This window comes from Thomasclavelia cocleata (assembly GCF_900102365.1).
GTDB lineage: Bacteria > Bacillota_I > Bacilli_A > Erysipelotrichales > Coprobacillaceae > Thomasclavelia > Thomasclavelia cocleata.
The window spans coordinates 45,473-64,002 of sequence record NZ_FOIN01000002.1 but is presented as its reverse complement, the minus strand read 5'-3'; the positions used below and the strand labels follow the sequence as shown (position 1 = coordinate 64,002).

Genomic DNA, 18,530 nt, shown 5'->3' with positions numbered 1-18,530 from the left:
TATAATATATCAAAGGAGGGATTAGGTGAAACGAAATATTTACAATTCAGTTTATTATTGTGTTTTGGGTCTAATTCTGATTGTTATTTCAACTATGGCGATTATTCAACGTGATAATTTTTTAATGCGTGTATTTGATGTCTTAGGATGGATTTTAATTATAAATGGGTTTCATGGATTAGGGGTTTTTATTAAGAGGCATTTAAAAGGGGATTTATTTAATATTATTATTAATATTGTGATAGGTTTTTTTATTATTATTTATACAACTATTCCAATAAGATTATTATTTGCAATTTTTGCTTTATATATTACTTTAAACGGAGTTGTTAAGTTTATCACTTATCTTAATTATAAAAAGGATAAAGTTGATCGACGTTTTCCAGTTTTATGTGGAGCGATATTTTTAATAATATATGGATTAGCATTGTTTTTGGGGCGATATGTTGATGCGAATGTAATGATGATTTTTATTGGTGTATATGGTTTATTTTTAGGAATAAACTATGTTATTGATGGCGTTTTTACTGTAGTTCCACAGCAACATAAGGATAGTTTAAAGCGTAGAATTCGGATACCTGTTCCAATTTTTATATCAGCAATTATTCCTAAAGTAATGATGGATTATATTAATGAACGTTTAGCAGTAGAGCCTAAAGAAAAGTTTTTAGATGATCATGATCATGCAAATGTAGAGATATTTATACATGTTAGTCCAGATGGGTTTGGAACAATTGGGCATTGTGATATTTGTATTGATAATAATGTTATTTCATATGGTAATTATGATTATGATTCAATTAGATTGTGTGAATCAATTGGTGATGGTGTTATATTTGTTGCTCCAAGAGAAAGTTATATTCCTTTTTGTATAGAAGTAGATAAAAAAACTATTTTTAGTTATGGTGTACGTTTAACTGCAAAACAATTAGAAAGTGTAAAGGCAGAGATTAGAAAAATATTTGAGAATACTTATCAATGGTATCCACATTCATATAAAAATAAAGATGATTGTAATGATTATGCTAGTAAATTATATTTACGTACTAAAACAAAATTTTATAAATTTAAAAAAGGGCGTTTTAAAACTTATTTTGTTTTAGGATCTAATTGTGTAAAGCTTGCAGAAACGATTATGGGAAAAGCTGGAATGGATATAATTGATTTGAATGGTATAATTTCTCCAGGGACTTACCAGAATTATCTGGAAAAAGAATACCAAAGGATTAATGGTACAATTATTACTAAAAATATTTATAATATATTGACAATTAAATGAAAATAAGGTATATTCATATATGTATTATGGTTATGTAAAAGAAAGACAATAATACTTGCATAGGTGACCCCTCTCCCATATAATCACCTATGCCAAAAAAGAAACAAGAAATTGTTTCTTTTTTTGTACAATTTACTGTAAAGTTCATAATCCGTTCATATTTATTTTATATTATTACATATGTCGTCAAGACAAGATAATATATAAGTATAGGTCACCCCCCCTTCTTCCCCAAGAACGACCTATACATATGGAAGGTGTTCCCCACGCCTTCTTTTATTTTATATTATGATGAAAAAAAATTATTGCCTAGATAATAAAAAGTTGGTAAAATGTAAGAGGGCAATTAAATGTCTTCTAAAAGAAGGCGTTTTTATTTTGATATAAAACATAAGGAGAATGGAAAATGGCAAAATACATATTTATAACAGGTGGAGTTGTGTCAGGATTAGGCAAAGGGTTAACAGCAGCATCATTAGGGAGAATTTTAAAACAGCGTGGTTTGAAAGTATATATGCAAAAATTAGACCCATATATTAATATTGATCCAGGAACAATGTCTCCATATCAGCATGGTGAGGTTTTCGTTACTGCAGATGGTGCAGAAACAGATTTGGATTTAGGCCATTATGAAAGGTTTATTGATGAAAAATTAAACTACAATTCGTCTATTACAACTGGACGTATTTATGGAGAGGTTATTTCCAAGGAGCGTCATGGTGATTATTTAGGTGTAACAGTACAAGTGGTTCCACATATTACTAATGAAATTAAAGAAAGAATTTATGCTGGGGCATCTAGTTTTGATGCTGATATTGTAATTACAGAAATTGGTGGAACAACAGGCGATATTGAAAGTCTGCCGTTTTTAGAAGCAATTCGTCAAATTCGTTTAGATTTGGGATATGAAAATACTTTATATATTCATACAACTTTATTGCCTTATATAGGGGCAAGTCATGAAGTAAAAACTAAGCCAACTCAGCATAGTGTTAAAGAACTTAGAGGGTTAGGAATTCAACCAGATTTTATTGTTTGTCGTAGTGAAAAATATATTGAAAAAGAACTAAAAGAGAAGATTTCTTTATTTTGTAATGTTCCTATTCAAAATGTTATTTCAAATTATGATGTGGAAATATTATATGAATTACCAATGATGTTATTAGAACAACATATGGATGATTTGGTATTAGAACATTTAAGAATTGAAGCATCAAAAGCAGATATGCAAGAGTGGCAAAGTTTAATCGAACGTATAAAAGGGTTAGAACATGAAGTGACGATTGCATTAGTTGGTAAATATACCCAGCTACCAGATGCATATTTGTCTGTTAATGAAGCATTGAGACATGCAGGATATTTTGAAAATAGTATTGTAAATATTGATTTTATTGATTCAAAAGATATAACTAGTGATAATGTTGAAAAAAAGTTGAGAGAAGCAGATGGGATTATTGTTCCTGGTGGGTTTGGTAATCGTGGAATTGATGGAATGATAGATGTTATCAAATATGCTAGAATCAATAAAATTCCATTTTTAGGAATTTGTTTAGGAATGCAATTGGCAACAATTGAATATGCACGTAATGTTTGTGGTTTGAAAGATGCTAGTTCGTTAGAGTTTGATGAGTCAACAAAACAGCCTGTTATTACATTAATGACAGATCAGTTATTAACAGACATGGGAGGTACTCAAAGATTAGGTGATTATAATTGTGAATTATTTGAAGGTAGTAAAGCAAGAGAATTATATGGAACATCAAAAATTAAAGAACGTCATCGGCATCGTTATGAATTTAATAATGATTATAGGAAGTTGTTGATAGAAAATGGATTAATTGTTGCAGGGGTTAATCTGGAACGAGATTTGGTTGAAATTATAGAAATTAAAGAACATCCATATTTTGTTGCTTGTCAATTTCATCCAGAGTTTACAAGTCGTCCCAATCGGTCGCATCCATTGTTTCAAGGATTAATTAGTGCTGCTTGTAATCGTAAGTATCAAAGATAGGTTTAGATCTATATTTATATAGAATTGGAAAGGAATTAAAAAAATTTATATATTTATAATGAATTCATGGTAATAAAGATTGATATTTTAGATATAATTTATTGAATTAATAACTTGTTTATTATTTATTAATGGGATTTTTTAAAAGATTTTGTTATAATACAATAAATTATGGAGGATATTAGGATGTTAGAGACTAAATCAACTAAAAGGCTTAAAATAATAAAAACTATTATTTGTACTTTAACGATGATTATGTTAATTGCGGCTATAGTATTTTTGTTTATTGTCGATGATAGTAAAAAAATTAGACGTTTAATATTTTCGATTGTACAGTTATTATTGATGATGGGAATAATTATTTTACCAGATCACCTTAAAGATAAATTAGGGTTAAAAATACCAATCATGTTAGAGACATCTTTAACAATATTTGCGTTTTGTGGTTTTGTTTTAGGGGATGTTTTTGATTTTTATAAAAAGATTCCTGTTTGGGATTCAATTCTACATGCTTTTTCAGGGATTATTTTGGCATATGTTGGTTTTGTATTAATAGATTATTTTGTTAAGAGAGATAGTATTAATTTGTCAATGGGCCATATGTATATTTGTGTAAGTGTAGTACTGTTTTCACTGGCTTTAGGTGCCATATGGGAAATTGGTGAATATTTGGTTGATGATATTTTTGGTACAAATAATCAGCAGTATATGAAGTCGACTAGAGGAACTTTATATGGTAAAGAAGATGAGCCGTTGTTAGGACATGAGGCTTTAAATGATACAATGAAGGATTTAATGTTAGATTTAGCTGGTGCTTCAATAGTAGGGATGGCTGAGTATTTAAAAGAAGATCGACGTAAGAATAAGGTAAAAAAGGAACTCGGTTAAAAAGAGTTCTTTTAAAATTCCCTAGAATATACAAGGCGATTGTGCTAGAATATGGCGTGAAGGGGTGAGAAAATGTATCGAATTGGACAGTCAATAGATATTCATCAATTGGTGGCAAATAGAAAACTAATTTTAGGTGGGGTAGAAATTGATTTTGAGTATGGATTATTAGGTCATAGTGATGCAGATGTTCTATGTCATGCGATTATTGAAAGTATTATAGGGGCTTTAGGCTTAGGCGATATTGGAAAACATTTTAGTGATACAGATGACCAGTATAAAGGTATAAGTTCATTAATCTTATTAGAAAAAACATATGAAATGATGTCAGCACATGGCTATGAGATAAATAATCTTGATGCAATTATTATAATTGAAAAACCTAAAATGGCACCCCATATTCAGAAAATGAAAGAAAATATTAGTAATATTTTAAAATGTAATATTGCTGATGTTAATATTAAAGCGACACGTGGTGAAAAACTAGGTTTTATTGGACGCCAAGAGGGTGTGGTTAGTCAATGCGTGGTTATGTTAAAAAAGAAAGGATTTTAAAATGGAAAAAGTAAGAGTAAGATATGCGCCTAGTCCTACTGGACATTTACATATTGGTGGTGCAAGAACAGCATTATTTAATTATTTATTTGCAAAACATCATCAAGGAGATTTCATTTTTCGTTTAGAAGATACTGATGTGGAAAGAAATATTGATGGAGGCGAAGCTAGTCAGTTGGATAATCTGGCATGGCTAGGGATTGTTCCAGATGAATCGCCATTAAATCCTAATCCAAAATATGCGCCATATCGTCAAATGGAGCGTTTAGATATTTATCAAAAATATACACAAGAATTATTAGATCGTGGTCTTGCGTATAAATGTTTTTGTACACCAGAAGAGTTAGATAAAGAACATGAACGTCAGGTTAATGCTGGTGTAGCACCAATGTATAATCGTAAATGTCGAGACTTAACCCCAGAAGAGGTGAAGGAAAAAGAGGCTGCTGGTATACCTTATACGATTAGAGTTAAAGTTCCTGCTGGTAAAACTTATGAATTTAATGATATGATTCGTGGTCATGTTTCATTTGAATCAGATGATATAGGTGATTGGGTTTTAGTCAAAGCTAATGGCATTCCTACTTATAACTATGCAGTAGTTATTGATGATCATACAATGGATATTACACATGTTTTTAGAGGTGAGGAGCATTTAAGTAATACTCCTAAGCAAATGATGATTTATGAAATGCTTGGATGGACACCACCTACATATGGACATATGACTTTGATTGTTAATGAACAAAGAAAGAAATTGTCAAAGAGAGATGAAAGTATTATGCAATTTGTTTCTCAATATAAAGATGAGGGATATTTACCTGATGCAATGTTTAATTTTATGGCGTTACTTGGTTGGTCACCAGAGGGGGAAAAAGAGATTTTTACTAAGGAAGAACTAATTAAAGAATTTAGTGAAAATAGATTGTCTAAATCACCTTCAATGTTTGATAAGGATAAGTTGACATGGGTTAATAATCGTTATATTAAAGATAGATCATTAGAAAATGTAATTGATCTATGTAAACCATTTTTAGAAAAAGCTTATGATTTATCAAATAGAAGTGATGAATGGATAAATATGTTAGTGGCTACATATCATGATCAATTATCTTATGGAAAAGAAATTGTTGGATTAGTTGATTTATTTTTTAATGATGAATTAAATTTAAATGACGAAGCAAAAGAATTTATGCAAGATGAAAGTATTCCAAATACTTTGAAAGTATTTAAAAATCAATTAGCTAACTTGGATGAGTTTACAAAAGAAAGTATTCAAATGTGTATAAAAGCAACACAAAAAGAAGCTAAGGTACGTGGTAAAATGCTATATATGCCATTAAGAATAGCAACAACAGGTATTATGCATGGTCCTGATTTGGCTAGTTCGATTTGTTTATTAGGTAAAGAAAAAGTGTTATCAAGATTAGAACAGTTTTAACTGTTCTTTTTTGATGATTGTTAATATAAGGGTATTATGAATTGTAATTGGTATGATGCTCGTCAAAGCCAGATCTGAAGTTTAAATATGTTTGTGAAACAAGGGGATATAACAGTAAATATTTGTTGTTTTTTTGAGTGTGGATTGTTTAAAATAACAGATTATTAATATTGGTAAGATATAAACAATTTTCTTGATAATTTATATTTTTAAAATTTATTAATTATGTTTAAATGTGATTGATTTTTATGGATAAAAGGCATAATATAGTTCGTGAATATTCATTAGCATAATTGACGCAATTTTTATATAAAGATGTTATAATTAGTTATAGGGAGTAGGTGATTTTATGAAGAATCGGATAGTTGCAGTTGTATTAGTATTTTTTGTTTTTATTAATGCGATTATGATTATTTGTGCTTTTAATATTACCCCTTTAACAATTAAACGAGATACTTTTATATATGAATATGGTAGTGAAATATCAACAGCTCCACAGCATTACATAAATGCTAATGAAACTATTTTGTCACAAGTAGTTTTAAATTTTTCGGAATTAAAGAATGAAATAGGGCTTTATAAAGTGTCTGCAACATATTTAGGAATAGATTATCCTTTTTATATAAGAATTGTTGATACTACGAAACCTGTTGTTACTTTAAAAGCCTCAATATTTAATGTGATGTTAAACACTGAAGTTTATGCAATTGATTTGATTGAAAAAGTGGAAGATAATTCAGAGATTACAGCATATTTTAAAGATGATGACGGAGAAAAAAACACATATAAAATTTTCAAGGAAAAAGGTTCTTATGTAGAATGGATCGTGGTAGAAGACAAGGCTGGGAACCAGTCTGCGACATTAAGAGTTAAAATTGTTGCTGGTGAAAATGGTAATAAACCAACTTTAACTGGGATAGATAATATGGAAATTTTGAAGGGGAGTCTTTTTGATCCATTGGATGGAGTTGTGGCTACTGATGGTAATGGTAATAATATTACTACAAAAATAAAAATATTGAAAAATAATGTTAACACTAATGAAATAGGTGAGTATGAAGTTATTTATTCAGTTACAAATGATAAGGGACGTACTTTACAAAGAACTAGAAGAGTAACAGTTGTAAAGTCAGAAAAGGCAGGGCGTTAAATGATAACAAATATGATTATACTTATTTCCATAATTGTCTTTTTGATTATTAATTTTATTGATAAGAGTGATGATAAAGTATCTTTAGCTATTAAATATGGGGCATTTTATATGCCGCGAGTTGATGTGAGAAAGGAATATTGGCGTTTTATAACAGCAAATTTTGTACATGTTGATATTGTACATATTTTTATGAATGTTTATAGTATATATTATTTAGGAGGGCAGTTTTTTGAACCTCTTTTAGGAACTGGGCAGTATCTTTATTTAGTTTTAATTAGTTGTATTGCAACTAGTGGGGCTTGTTATTATCAAGGTAAAAAGTTTATTAATGCTTATGATACAGTAACGTTAGGTGCTAGTGGGATTTTTTATGGTTTTTTAGGAGCTATGATATCACTTGGGGTTTTTGTTGGAGGCGGTTTTTATGTGCTGCTTAAATCATATATGTATATTATTGCTATAAATATAGCTTTTACTTTTTTTAATCGTCAGGTTTCTAAGGCTGGACATTTAGGTGGGTTAGTTGGAGGTTTTTTAGCAATGACAATTTTAATTGGTTGTAAATTATGGTTATTTTAATTGATGGTGATGGTTGTCCAGGATTAATGGAGATTAAAGAGATAGCTAAATATCATTCGATTGAAATGATTGTTTTTGTGGATTATGCTCATTTGATACAGGATGATTATTTTGAAGTTGTTTTTTGTGAAATAGGTGTTGATAGTGTTGACCAGGCGATTGTTGATAGATGTAAAAAAGGTGATTTAGTAATAAGTCAGGATTATGGTTTAGCTAGTCTTGTTTTACTTAGAGGTGCTGGTGTATTGCATCCATCAGGTAAAATAATTACCAATGATAATATTAATCAATTGTTAATGGATAGATATCTTGGTGCAAAGCAAAGACGGGCTGGTAAGCGTTGTAAAGGACCTACAAAGAGAACTAATGAAATGCAGGATTATTTTTTAAGACAATTAAAGAATTTGATTATAAATAAATGCTAGTTTTTGATGAACTAGTATTTTTAAAGTTATAAAATAAATTTTAGATTATTAGGTTATAATAAGATTGTCAAATATCTTTTTTAATAATATTTGACAAAATAACTATCTTTTAATAAACTTTGTATATATTGAGAGGTAGAAAAATGACATATAAATTAATTGCATTAGATTTAGATGGTACATTAAAAAGTACTAATAAACAAATTTTGCCTAAGACAAAAATAATATTACAAGAGTTAGCTAAACAAGGGGTAGTGATTGTTTTAGCCTCAGGGCGACCAACTGCTGGTTTGTATAAAGAAGCCGATGAACTGAAGTTAAATGAAACAGGTGGTTATCTTTTATCGTTTAATGGAGCTAAAGTGGTTGATTATCAAACTAAGGAAACTATTTATCAAAAAGTATATAATGCAAAAATAGCGCATGATGTTTATGATCGTGCTAAAAAGTATGGTCTTGCTGTAATGACTTATGCTGATGGAGTGATTATTACAGAAGATATAGATGATGAATATGTAATTATTGAAAGTGAAATTAATCACTTGCCAATTAAGTTAGTAAAGAATTTTAAAGAAACAGTTGATTTTTCAGTGAATAAGGTTTTATTGACAGGGAAACCTGAGTATGTGGAAAAAATTATTGATGAGTTTAAAGAGCCTTATGGTGATTCTTTGAGTATTTATCGTTCAGCACCTTTTTTTATTGAAGTTATGGCGCAAGGGATTGATAAAGCAGCCTCATTACAGGCTTTGATTGAACGTCTAGGGATAAAACAAGAAGAAGTAATTAGTTTTGGTGATGGTTACAATGATTTAAGTATGATTGAATTTGCTGGAATGGGAGTGGCAATGGAAAATGCTGTTGACCAGGTGAAACAATGTGCTGATTATATTACATTATCTAATGATGATGAGGGCATTTATGAATGTTTAAAATTATTAAATGAAAAGGGTGAGATTTGATGTTGCCAAATGATATTAATATGTTAGTGAGTTTTTTAAATACAAAACTTCGTGATGATGATATGTCTTTAGAACATTTATTGGAGATAAATGATGCAGATGTTGATATGGTTATGGAACGTCTACAAAGACATGGATTTATTTTTGATAAAGCAAGTAATCAAATAAAAGTTAAGTAGGACAATTTGTTCTGCTTTTTTAAGTGTAAGAACAAACATTATTTTATTTTTAGATTAGAGGTGATATAATGGTGTATGATTAAGGGGGAAGTAAGAATGTTAAAATTAGAGGATTTTAAAACAGCAAAAAAAAGAGTAGATGAAGTAATTGAAGAAACCCATTTAATTCATAGTGATGCATTTTCTAGTGAATGTGGAAATGATGTTTATATTAAACCAGAGAATTTACAAAAAACAGGTGCTTTCAAAATTAGAGGGGCTTTTAATAAAATCGTTAAACTTGATGATACAGCAAAGAAAAAAGGGTTGATTGCATCATCAGCAGGTAACCATGCTCAAGGTGTGGCATATGCTGCCAAAAAATTAGGAGTCAAAGCAACTATTTGTATGCCAGCCCATACACCTTTAATAAAGGTAGATGCTACAAAGCAACATGGTGCAGATGTGGTTTTATATGGTGAGGTATATGATGAAGCTTATGCTAAGGCTGTAGAATTACAAAAAAGTGAGGGGTATACATTTGTACATCCTTTTGATGATGAAGATGTTATTGAAGGACAAGGAACAATTGCAATAGAGATTTTAGAGGAGTTACCAGATGCAGATGTAATTTTAGTTCCAATTGGAGGTGGCGGTTTAATTGCTGGAATTGCTTGTGCTGCTAAGCAAATAAATCCAAATGTTAAGATTTATGGTGTTGAACCTGAAGGTGCTGCAAGTGCTTTGGCCTCTATTCATGAAGATCAGGTAGTAACTTTAGCTGAGGCTAATACAATTGCTGATGGGACAGCGGTTAAGACAATTGGTAATAAAACATTTGAATATATTAAAAAATATGTTGATGGTATTATTACTGTTGATGATTATGAATTGATGGATGCTTTCTTATTATTGGTTGAAAAGCATAAATTAGTAGCTGAAGGATCTGGAATTTTAGCGTTAGCAGGATTGAAGAAATTGTATGAGAAGAATAAAAAGGTAGTTTCGTTAATTAGTGGAGGAAATATAGATGTTTTAACTATTTCTTCAATGATTAATAAGGGGTTAATTTCAAGAGGAAGAATTTTTACTTTTTCGGTACAATTACAAGATAAGCCAGGGCAGTTGGAGTTGGTATCTAAGGTTTTGAATCAGTGTAATGCTAATGTTATTGCAGTTGATCATAACCAGTTTAAGAATTTTGCTCGTTTTTCTGAAGTAGAGTTAAGAGTTACAGTGGAAACAAATGGTAATTCTCATATTGATATGATTATTAATGAATTTGATAAATTGGGTTATAAGATTACTAAGATCAATTAATGTAGAAGTATTTTAAAAAGGTAAAATTAAGGAAAATTTTACCTTTTTAGTTACCAATATTTATTTGAAATCATATTTAAATCAACATCTCCAATTACTCCTTTAATTTTTCCTGTTTCGCTATATTGTAAAATGTGATAGTCTTTTTCGATGGTAGGAGTATCATTGTACCTGGCTTTCCATTTTATATAGGTATTTAACTTGTTATCTGTTAATTTTGTTGTCCACCAGTGGTGATTAGCATAAATACCTTTTTTATTGTAATTGGGAATATTTTCTAAAAAATTAATAGCTATGGAACTTAGGGTATCATTTGAAAGGTTTCCTTGAAATTCTTCATCTTCTAAATCGATAAAGACACCTAAATCAGGAGTTTTATCTTTTAATAAAGAATTTACAAAAAGTGCTTCTTTTTTAGCTTGAATATTATCACGGGCAAGTGAATAATAGTAAATACCATAAGGAATTGATAATTCTTCACATTGTCTAATATTTTTTTTAAAATAAGGGTCTTCGATAGTTTTTGTTCCATCAGTTGATGAGGTATAACCACAGCGAATAATTACATAGTCAATTTCTTGAATGGCTAGTTGTAAATCAACTTGTTCATTCCATTTGGAGATATCAATGCCAATATAGATACCATCTTTAGATAATTTATCATTATGATTAAAAATCATGATACTAGAAATGAATAAACAAATTGATATTATTATTGAAATTGATTTAATAAAATTGTGTTGTTTTTTATATTTGTTTAATAAAAATGAAAAATAGAAAAATAAAATAACTAAAAATATAACAATGCTGTGAATTAAATAATCTGGTAGATATCTCTTATAATATAGCGAACATGAAAAAGTAATACTGCTTATTAATGATAAATATAAAATATTTTTTTTGTTAAAGTATCTTTTTTTCTTCATGATATCACCTCGACAACTAGATTTTAGCATAGTTGTCGATATATGGCGATATTTTATTCCTGATTTATTTTTTCTAATTCTTCTAAAATTAAATCTAATTTATTGTGAAGGTCTTGAATAATTATTTCGGTTTTTAAATTGACTTTGTAATCATTTTCATTTCTTTGCCGATCTTTTTGTTCTTGCCTGTTTTGGGACATCATTATAATTGGAGCTTGAATGGCGGCGATGCAAGAAAGGATAAGATTTAATAAGATGAAGGGGTAAGGATCAATGCTATCTTTGATAAAATGGTTAAATACCATCCAGGAAATTAGTAATACTGTAAAAATAATAATAAAATGCCAACTTCCACCAAAATGAGCAATTTTATCAGCTATTTTTTGACCATAAGTTTCTTTTTCTTGTTTGTTGCTTGAAATTGGTTTTTCTAGAACAAGGTGAATGATTTCTTCATCTTGCATATCATCACGAACATTTTCAATAATTTCTTTAATAATTTTGTTATGTGTTAAGTTTTTCATTAAATCACCTTATGATAATTATTAACAGTTTTATTTATTTTTAGACATATTTAAATATGAAGATTTTTCATGATAATAAATATTTATAAAAAATGTTGAATTTAGTAATGGATTTATGTATAATAGTGAAGATAAAGTTATAAAGGAGAGATTATGATGTTTAAAGTATTTGTTAAACAGACTGTTAGAACTATTATGAATCATTTTCAATTCTTTTATATTTCTATTTTTTATAGTTAGCATATCATTTACTTGATATGTTTTTTTATGACATTGATTAAGATTATATGGAGGAACAAAAATGCCAAAAAGAGAAGATATTAATACTATACTAGTAATTGGTTCAGGTCCAATTATTATTGGTCAAGCTTGTGAATTTGATTATTCTGGAACTCAAGCTTGTAAAGCATTGAGAGGATTAGGTTATAAAATTGTGTTAGTAAATTCAAATCCTGCAACAATTATGACTGATCCAGAAACAGCTGATGTTACTTATATTGAACCATTAAATGTAGAGAGATTAACTCAGATTATTGAAAAAGAAAGACCAGATGCTTTACTTCCTAACTTGGGGGGGCAATCAGCACTAAATTTATGTTCTGAATTAAATGAAGCTGGTGTTTTAGATAAATATAACGTTCAGGTATTGGGGGTTCAAGTTGATGCTATTGAACGTGGTGAAGACCGTTTGGAATTTAAAAAAGAAATGGATAAATTAGGAATCGAAATGGCTCGTAGTGAAATTTCAACAACAGTTGAAGAAGCTTTAGCGATTGCTGATCGATTGGGGTATCCAGTAGTTGTACGCCCTGCCTATACTATGGGTGGTGCCGGTGGAGGTCTTGTATATAATGTTGAGGAATTAACAACAGTTGTATCTCGTGGGTTAAAGGCTAGTTTAGTTGGTCAATGTTTAATTGAAGAATCTATTTTAGGTTGGGAAGAATTAGAAGTTGAAGTTGTTCGTGATGCTAATAACAATATGATTACAGTATGCTTTATTGAAAATATTGATCCATTGGGAGTTCATACTGGAGATTCGTTCTGTAGTGCACCAATGTTAACAATTAGCCAAGAAGTACAAGATCGTTTAAAAGATCAAGCATTTAGAATTGTTGAATCAATTGGTGTAATTGGTGGAACTAATGTTCAGTTTGCTCATGATCCAGTAAGTGATCGTATCGTTGTTATTGAAATTAATCCAAGAACTTCTCGTTCATCTGCTTTGGCTTCTAAAGCAACTGGATTCCCAATTGCACTAGTATCAGCAATGTTAGCTGCTGGTTTAACGATGGAAGATATTCCATGTGGAAAATATGGGACTTTAGATAAATATGTACCTGATGGTGATTATGTTGTAATTAAGTTTGCACGTTGGGCTTTTGAAAAATTCAAAGGAGCTGAAGATAAACTTGGTACTCAAATGAAAGCTGTTGGGGAAGTAATGAGTATTGGAAAAACTTATAAAGAAGCTTTTCAAAAAGCAATTCGTTCATTAGAAATTGGACGTTATGGTTTAGGGTATGCTAAAAACTTTAATAAGTTATCTAAAGAAGAATTATTACATATGTTAACTGTACCAACTAGTGAAAGACAATTTATTATGTATGAGGCGTTGAGAAAAGGGGCCACAGTTGAAGAATTATTTGAATTAACACAAATTAAACATTATTTCATTGAACAAATGAAAGAGTTGGTTGAAGAAGAAGAAAATATTAAAACATATCAAGGTAAAGATTTACCAGTTGATGTATTAAAACAAGCAAAACAAAATGGTTTTTCAGATAAATATTTAAGCCAGATCTTAAATGTTGAAGAAAATATTATTAGAGAAGAAAGACTAGCTAATGATATTAATCAAGTTTGGGAACCAGTACATGTAAGTGGAACAAAAGATAGTGCTTATTATTATTCAACATATAATGCCAAAGATAATAGTGATATCCATCATGATAAAAAGAAAATCATGATTTTAGGTGGTGGACCTAACCGTATTGGTCAAGGGATTGAATTTGATTATTGCTGTGTTCATGCTGCTCTAGCATTAAAGAAATTAGGGTTTGAAACAATTATCGTTAACTGTAATCCAGAAACAGTGTCTACTGACTATGATACTTCTGATAAATTATATTTTGAACCATTGACTTTAGAAGATGTTTTAAGTATCCATGAAAAAGAAAAACCAGTTGGGGTTATTGCTCAATTTGGTGGACAAACACCATTGAATCTGGCAGCACAATTAAAGAAAAATGGTGTGAATATTTTAGGAACAACTCCAGAAACAATTGATATGGCAGAAGATCGTGATTTGTTTAATGAAATGATGGAAAAATTAGAAATTCCAATGCCTGAATCAGGAATGGCAGTAAATGTTGAAGAAGCATTAGATATTGCTAAGAGAATTGGTTATCCATTAATGGTAAGACCTTCTTATGTATTAGGAGGACGTGGAATGGAAGTTGTTTATGATGACGAAAGTCTTAAACAATATATGAATGCTGCGGTTGGTGTTACTCCAGATCGTCCAATTTTAATTGATCGTTTCTTAAATAATGCAATGGAATGTGAAGCTGATGCAATTAGTGATGGTGAAAATGTATTTGTTCCTGCTGTTATGGAACATATTGAATTAGCAGGTATTCATTCAGGTGATTCAGCTTGTATCTTACCTTCTAAACATATTCCAATTCGTCATTTAGAAACAATTAAAGAATATACAAAGAAAATTGCGAAAGAAATGAATGTTCGTGGTTTAATGAATATGCAATATGCGATTGCTGATAATAAAGTATATGTATTAGAAGCTAATCCAAGAGCTTCAAGAACGGTACCTCTAGTATCAAAAGTATGTAATATTAATATGGTTAAAATTGCTACAGATATTATTACTAGTGATTTGACAGGACGTCCTTCACCAGTATTATCTTTAACAGAAAAGAAAATTCCGCATATTGGGGTAAAACAAGCAGTGTTCCCATTCAATATGTTCCCTGAAGTTGATCCGATTTTAGGACCAGAGATGCGTTCAACTGGTGAAGTATTAGGACTTGCAAGTTCATATGGAGCAGCCCTATATAAGGCTGAAGAAGGTGCTAAATCTATTTTACCAACTGAAGGTAAAGTATTAATGAGTGTTAGTGATTTGGATAAACCAGAAGTTGTTGCACTTGCGCAAGGGTATTATGATGCAGGGTTTACAATTGTTGCAACTGGTAAGACATATGAATTAATTAAGGAAAACGGAATACCTGTTGAAAAGATTAAAAAGATTCATGAAGGTCGCCCAAATATAACTGATGCATTAACTAATGGAGATTTGGCAATGATTATTAATACACCTAATGGTAAACAAAGTGTACATGATGATAGTTATATTCGTAAATCAGCTATTAAGATGAGAATTCCATATATGACAAATATTGCTGCTGCTAAAGCTTCGCTTGAGGGGATTATGGAAATGAAGATTCATGGTAGCCATGAGGTTAAATCGTTACAAGATTATCATGCTTCAATTAAATAATAAGTAAAATACAGCATAAGGCTGTATTTTATTTTGTTTAGTTTTAAATGTATTTAAGTATTAGTTATCAAAATTGTTATTATTTTCTTTATAAGAGTTTTTATTAATATGTGTTTATTGATATAATAAAATATTAAAAAGTATATCAATAATTGATTATTTGTTTTATAATATATTATTGTTGTAGCAAAAAGTGTTAAAATATGTAAATGATTTATATAATGGAGGCAATGTAGATATGAAGTTTATGAAAATAGTGATGATCTGTTTAATGATCATAGGATTAACGGCTTGTAATAAAAATATTAATGAAAAACCTGATAAAAAGGATAAGGATCAAGAGGAGGTTACTGAATATAAAAGAGATTCAACCCCTGGAGAAATAATTTATATTACATTAGAAGAGATGGAATCTAAATTGAAAAAGAAAGAATCATTTCCAATTATCTTTTCTACTACTTATTGTTTATATTGTCGTGATTTTCATTCAGTATTTGATGAATATATTAAAACACACCATGTAGTTATGTATGAAGTTATTCTTGATAATGAAGATCGTAGTGAACAAGAGAATCTTGCAATTATAAAAAAATATTTTCCTGAATTTACCACAACCCCTGGAGTTTTTTATGCAGAAAAAGGTAAAGAAAAAAATTATTTGAATTTTTCTGTATCTGGTATGAATGAAACGGTTATTGATGAGTGGGTACAAAAATATAAACTTGATAAAAAATAAATTAACAGTTGTTTTTCAGCTGTTTTTTTATAATATTTCGATAAAAAGATATGTTTTTGTTGAAATGGATTATGGGTTTAGAAAAAATGTAGAATTATTTCTTTTTTAGCAGGTTATAATTATTTAAGGAGGCGTGATACAATGAATGTAAAGGTATATGAATTTGATGCAATAATAAAAAAGGTACCAGATATTGATGGTGCATATGTTGATTTTCCTTTTGATGTAAAGAAGGAATTTAATAAAGGGCGTGTTAAAGTAATTGCTACTTTTGATGGTGTTGAGTACCAAGGAAGTTTGGTGAAAATGAAAACTCCTAATCATATTATAGGATTACGCAAAGATATTAGAAAAGTTATAAAAAAACAGCCTGGTGATATGGTACATGTTACAATTAAGGAAAGAGAATGATTAAAAAAGCTTATTATGTATTGATTAATAATACAATACAAATAAGCTTTTTTATATGTGATCTATAAGTATATTCATAAATCGGTTATTATGCTCTAATACATTAAATATAAATGCACCAATAATTAGGACGATTAATTCACCTATTGCTACATAAAGAGCATTAATTAAATAAGGGATTTGGTATGCATACCAAAGTTCACCACCAATAATTATACCTGTTATTAGTGCGCCAGTTATAGCAGCTAAATATCTATTTTTGATTAAGTACATAGCTATGCAAACTATTATAGTGCTAATTGTTCCAAAGATTACATCAAGTAATCCCATGGGTGAAAAGAGGTTGGCTACAATACATCCTATTATTAAACCAGGGATGTATTTTCTGTTATAGAAAGCTAAAAAGACCATGATTTCTGATAGCCTAAATTGAATTTCTGAGTATGCAATAGGTGAGATTACTAAAGTGAGTGCAGCATAAATACTTGCAATCATTGCATTGATCACAATTAGTTTTACTGAAATATGTTTATTCATTAGTTTTTTTCCTTTCGTTATACTATTTTCACTTATATGTCACCTCATTGAAAACAGAAATATTATATATGATTTTTTATAAAATAACTAGATTTAAAAAAATATTTTTTATAAATTTTGATATAATCTGTAGTAAATAGTTTCAGAAATAAAAAAAGTGAATTAAATAATTGTTTATATGGTATTAAACACTAGTATCTGTAATATATATGTTGTGTAATTACGATAATTAGCCGGTGATGTTAATGTTGAGAAAAGTAAAAAAATTTATAAATATAATAAAAAAATAAAATTTTGAAAAAATTTATAATTTTATTATGAATTATTGAAAAAAAATATTATAATTATAAGTGTTGGCAGAATAAGTCTTAAATATACATCTATGTTTACAAAAATTATTAAACTTAGTTTTATACAAAAATATTTTATATAAAAAAATAAAATATTTAATGTTTTATGGATTTATATAAGTGGAAATGTTTAAAAAGATAAAAACATAAATAAAAAGTACAAAGACTAGTTTAACAGATATTGTTAAAATATATGATGTAAGATTAAAGGGCTTACAATTAGGTCTAGCGAAGGGAGGAATTTATATGCCTAATATAGTTCTAACAAGAATCGATGAACGTTTGATTCATGGACAAGTGGCTACTCAATGGTCTGGAGTTGTTGGAGCAAATTTATTATTAGTTGCCAATGATAAAGTTGCTGAAGACACTTTTAGACAAGGGTTAATGGACATGGCTGCACCAAGTTATGCTCAAACACGCTATTGGACAATTGAAAAAACAATTAATACGATTCATAAGGCAGCAGATCGACAAATGATTTTTATCATTTGTGACAACCCTCATGATGTTTTGAGATTAGTCGAAGGTGGTGTACCAATTAAAAAATTAAATATTGGTAACATGCATATGGCTGAAGGAAAACGTCAAGTAGCTACATCTGTTGCAGTTAATGACGCTGATGTAGCAGCTTTTAAGAAATTGATGGATTTAGGAGTTGAATTGGAAATTAAACGTGTTCCAGATACACCTGCTGAAAGCATCGACAAATTATTTAAATAGGAAAAAGATTCTGTATTAACAGACAATTGAAA

At 29.4% G+C, this 18,530-nt stretch carries 18 protein-coding genes; 15 read left to right on the top strand and 3 right to left on the bottom strand.

What is annotated here, in order from left to right:
* Positions 1-25 precede the first annotated feature (25 nt).
* From BMW96_RS01530 to ilvA, 11 genes are all read left to right on the top strand, one after another.
* On the top strand, positions 26-1,279 hold the full coding sequence (locus BMW96_RS01530; protein WP_092351803.1) for an HdeD family acid-resistance protein: 1,254 nt from the start codon (positions 26-28) through the stop codon (positions 1,277-1,279).
* Between the two features lie 406 nt (positions 1,280-1,685).
* Positions 1,686-3,290 (top strand): CTP synthase, encoded by a 1,605-nt coding sequence (locus tag BMW96_RS01525; RefSeq protein ID WP_092351801.1) that lies wholly within the window; start codon positions 1,686-1,688, stop codon positions 3,288-3,290.
* A gap of 186 nt (positions 3,291-3,476) precedes the next feature.
* A complete protein-coding gene (locus BMW96_RS01520) occupies positions 3,477-4,178 on the top strand; it encodes a DUF2238 domain-containing protein (protein ID WP_092351799.1) in 702 nt (233 codons plus the stop codon).
* Positions 4,179-4,250: 72 nt separating this feature from the next.
* A complete protein-coding gene (ispF, locus tag BMW96_RS01515; RefSeq protein ID WP_092351797.1) occupies positions 4,251-4,733 on the top strand; it encodes a 2-C-methyl-D-erythritol 2,4-cyclodiphosphate synthase in 483 nt (160 codons plus the stop codon).
* 1 nt (position 4,734) lies between these two features.
* Entirely contained in the window at positions 4,735-6,174 is a 1,440-nt protein-coding gene (gltX, locus tag BMW96_RS01510) for a glutamate--tRNA ligase (protein WP_092351794.1), read from the top strand.
* 349 nt (positions 6,175-6,523) lie between these two features.
* A complete protein-coding gene (locus BMW96_RS01505) occupies positions 6,524-7,324 on the top strand; it encodes an immunoglobulin-like domain-containing protein (protein ID WP_092351792.1) in 801 nt (266 codons plus the stop codon).
* Complete coding sequence (locus tag BMW96_RS01500) at positions 7,325-7,906, top strand: rhomboid family intramembrane serine protease (RefSeq protein ID WP_092351790.1); 582 nt, start codon at positions 7,325-7,327, stop codon at positions 7,904-7,906.
* Positions 7,894-8,331, top strand: a complete 438-nt coding sequence (locus tag BMW96_RS01495) for a DUF188 domain-containing protein (RefSeq protein WP_092351789.1) — start codon at positions 7,894-7,896, stop codon at positions 8,329-8,331. The genes BMW96_RS01500 and BMW96_RS01495 overlap by 13 nt, the downstream gene beginning before the upstream one ends.
* A gap of 143 nt (positions 8,332-8,474) precedes the next feature.
* Positions 8,475-9,293, top strand: coding sequence for a Cof-type HAD-IIB family hydrolase (locus BMW96_RS01490; protein WP_092351787.1), 819 nt, complete (start codon positions 8,475-8,477; stop codon positions 9,291-9,293).
* Positions 9,293-9,472 carry a DUF4250 domain-containing protein gene (locus BMW96_RS01485; protein WP_092351785.1) on the top strand — a complete coding sequence of 60 codons (180 nt, stop codon included), beginning with the start codon at positions 9,293-9,295 and terminating at the stop codon, positions 9,470-9,472. The genes BMW96_RS01490 and BMW96_RS01485 overlap by 1 nt, the downstream gene beginning before the upstream one ends.
* 96 nt (positions 9,473-9,568) lie before the next feature.
* Positions 9,569-10,771 carry a threonine ammonia-lyase gene (gene ilvA / locus BMW96_RS01480; RefSeq protein ID WP_092351783.1) on the top strand — a complete coding sequence of 401 codons (1,203 nt, stop codon included), beginning with the start codon at positions 9,569-9,571 and terminating at the stop codon, positions 10,769-10,771.
* Positions 10,772-10,821: 50 nt separating this feature from the next.
* On the opposite strand, the gene BMW96_RS01475 is transcribed toward ilvA, so the two are convergent.
* Both BMW96_RS01475 and BMW96_RS01470 read right to left on the bottom strand, forming a co-directional pair.
* Positions 10,822-11,697 carry a glycoside hydrolase family 25 protein gene (locus tag BMW96_RS01475; protein WP_092351781.1) on the bottom strand — a complete coding sequence of 292 codons (876 nt, stop codon included), beginning with the start codon at positions 11,695-11,697 and terminating at the stop codon, positions 10,822-10,824.
* A gap of 53 nt (positions 11,698-11,750) precedes the next feature.
* Positions 11,751-12,221, bottom strand: coding sequence for a DUF1003 domain-containing protein (locus tag BMW96_RS01470; protein ID WP_092351779.1), 471 nt, complete (start codon positions 12,219-12,221; stop codon positions 11,751-11,753).
* A gap of 301 nt (positions 12,222-12,522) precedes the next feature.
* Between BMW96_RS01470 and carB the strand changes: the two genes are divergently transcribed.
* From carB to BMW96_RS01455, 3 genes are all read left to right on the top strand, one after another.
* Complete coding sequence (gene carB, locus BMW96_RS01465) at positions 12,523-15,741, top strand: carbamoyl-phosphate synthase large subunit (protein WP_092351778.1); 3,219 nt, start codon at positions 12,523-12,525, stop codon at positions 15,739-15,741.
* A 238-nt stretch (positions 15,742-15,979) separates the two neighbouring features.
* Positions 15,980-16,477, top strand: coding sequence for a DUF6568 family protein (locus BMW96_RS01460; RefSeq protein ID WP_092351776.1), 498 nt, complete (start codon positions 15,980-15,982; stop codon positions 16,475-16,477).
* A 141-nt stretch (positions 16,478-16,618) separates the two neighbouring features.
* A complete protein-coding gene (locus tag BMW96_RS01455) occupies positions 16,619-16,888 on the top strand; it encodes a DUF1905 domain-containing protein (protein ID WP_092351773.1) in 270 nt (89 codons plus the stop codon).
* A gap of 51 nt (positions 16,889-16,939) precedes the next feature.
* Here BMW96_RS01455 and BMW96_RS01450 read toward each other — a convergent pair whose 3' ends face one another.
* On the bottom strand, positions 16,940-17,425 hold the full coding sequence (locus BMW96_RS01450) for a QueT transporter family protein (RefSeq protein ID WP_092351771.1): 486 nt from the start codon (positions 17,423-17,425) through the stop codon (positions 16,940-16,942).
* Positions 17,426-18,021: 596 nt separating this feature from the next.
* Here BMW96_RS01450 and agaV point away from each other — a divergent pair.
* Positions 18,022-18,498 carry a PTS N-acetylgalactosamine transporter subunit IIB gene (gene agaV / locus BMW96_RS01445; RefSeq protein WP_092351769.1) on the top strand — a complete coding sequence of 159 codons (477 nt, stop codon included), beginning with the start codon at positions 18,022-18,024 and terminating at the stop codon, positions 18,496-18,498.
* Positions 18,499-18,530: the final 32 nt, after the last annotated feature.

Bases quoted from the DNA above. Each gene is read 5' to 3' on its own strand.
- BMW96_RS01525 (WP_092351801.1), top strand. From the start codon at position 1,686: ATGGCAAAATACATATTTATAACAGGTGGAGTTGTGTCAGGATTAGGC.
- BMW96_RS01520 (WP_092351799.1), top strand. From the start codon at position 3,477: ATGTTAGAGACTAAATCAACTAAAAGGCTTAAAATAATAAAAACTATT.
- ispF (WP_092351797.1), top strand. From the start codon at position 4,251: ATGTATCGAATTGGACAGTCAATAGATATTCATCAATTGGTGGCAAAT.
- gltX (WP_092351794.1), top strand. From the start codon at position 4,735: ATGGAAAAAGTAAGAGTAAGATATGCGCCTAGTCCTACTGGACATTTA.
- BMW96_RS01505 (WP_092351792.1), top strand. From the start codon at position 6,524: ATGAAGAATCGGATAGTTGCAGTTGTATTAGTATTTTTTGTTTTTATT.
- BMW96_RS01500 (WP_092351790.1), top strand. From the start codon at position 7,325: ATGATAACAAATATGATTATACTTATTTCCATAATTGTCTTTTTGATT.
- BMW96_RS01495 (WP_092351789.1), top strand. From the start codon at position 7,894: ATGGTTATTTTAATTGATGGTGATGGTTGTCCAGGATTAATGGAGATT.
- BMW96_RS01490 (WP_092351787.1), top strand. From the start codon at position 8,475: ATGACATATAAATTAATTGCATTAGATTTAGATGGTACATTAAAAAGT.
- BMW96_RS01485 (WP_092351785.1), top strand. From the start codon at position 9,293: ATGTTGCCAAATGATATTAATATGTTAGTGAGTTTTTTAAATACAAAA.
- ilvA (WP_092351783.1), top strand. From the start codon at position 9,569: ATGTTAAAATTAGAGGATTTTAAAACAGCAAAAAAAAGAGTAGATGAA.
- BMW96_RS01475 (WP_092351781.1), bottom strand. From the start codon at position 11,697: ATGAAGAAAAAAAGATACTTTAACAAAAAAAATATTTTATATTTATCA.
- BMW96_RS01470 (WP_092351779.1), bottom strand. From the start codon at position 12,221: ATGAAAAACTTAACACATAACAAAATTATTAAAGAAATTATTGAAAAT.
- carB (WP_092351778.1), top strand. From the start codon at position 12,523: ATGCCAAAAAGAGAAGATATTAATACTATACTAGTAATTGGTTCAGGT.
- BMW96_RS01460 (WP_092351776.1), top strand. From the start codon at position 15,980: ATGAAGTTTATGAAAATAGTGATGATCTGTTTAATGATCATAGGATTA.
- BMW96_RS01455 (WP_092351773.1), top strand. From the start codon at position 16,619: ATGAATGTAAAGGTATATGAATTTGATGCAATAATAAAAAAGGTACCA.
- BMW96_RS01450 (WP_092351771.1), bottom strand. From the start codon at position 17,425: ATGAATAAACATATTTCAGTAAAACTAATTGTGATCAATGCAATGATT.
- agaV (WP_092351769.1), top strand. From the start codon at position 18,022: ATGCCTAATATAGTTCTAACAAGAATCGATGAACGTTTGATTCATGGA.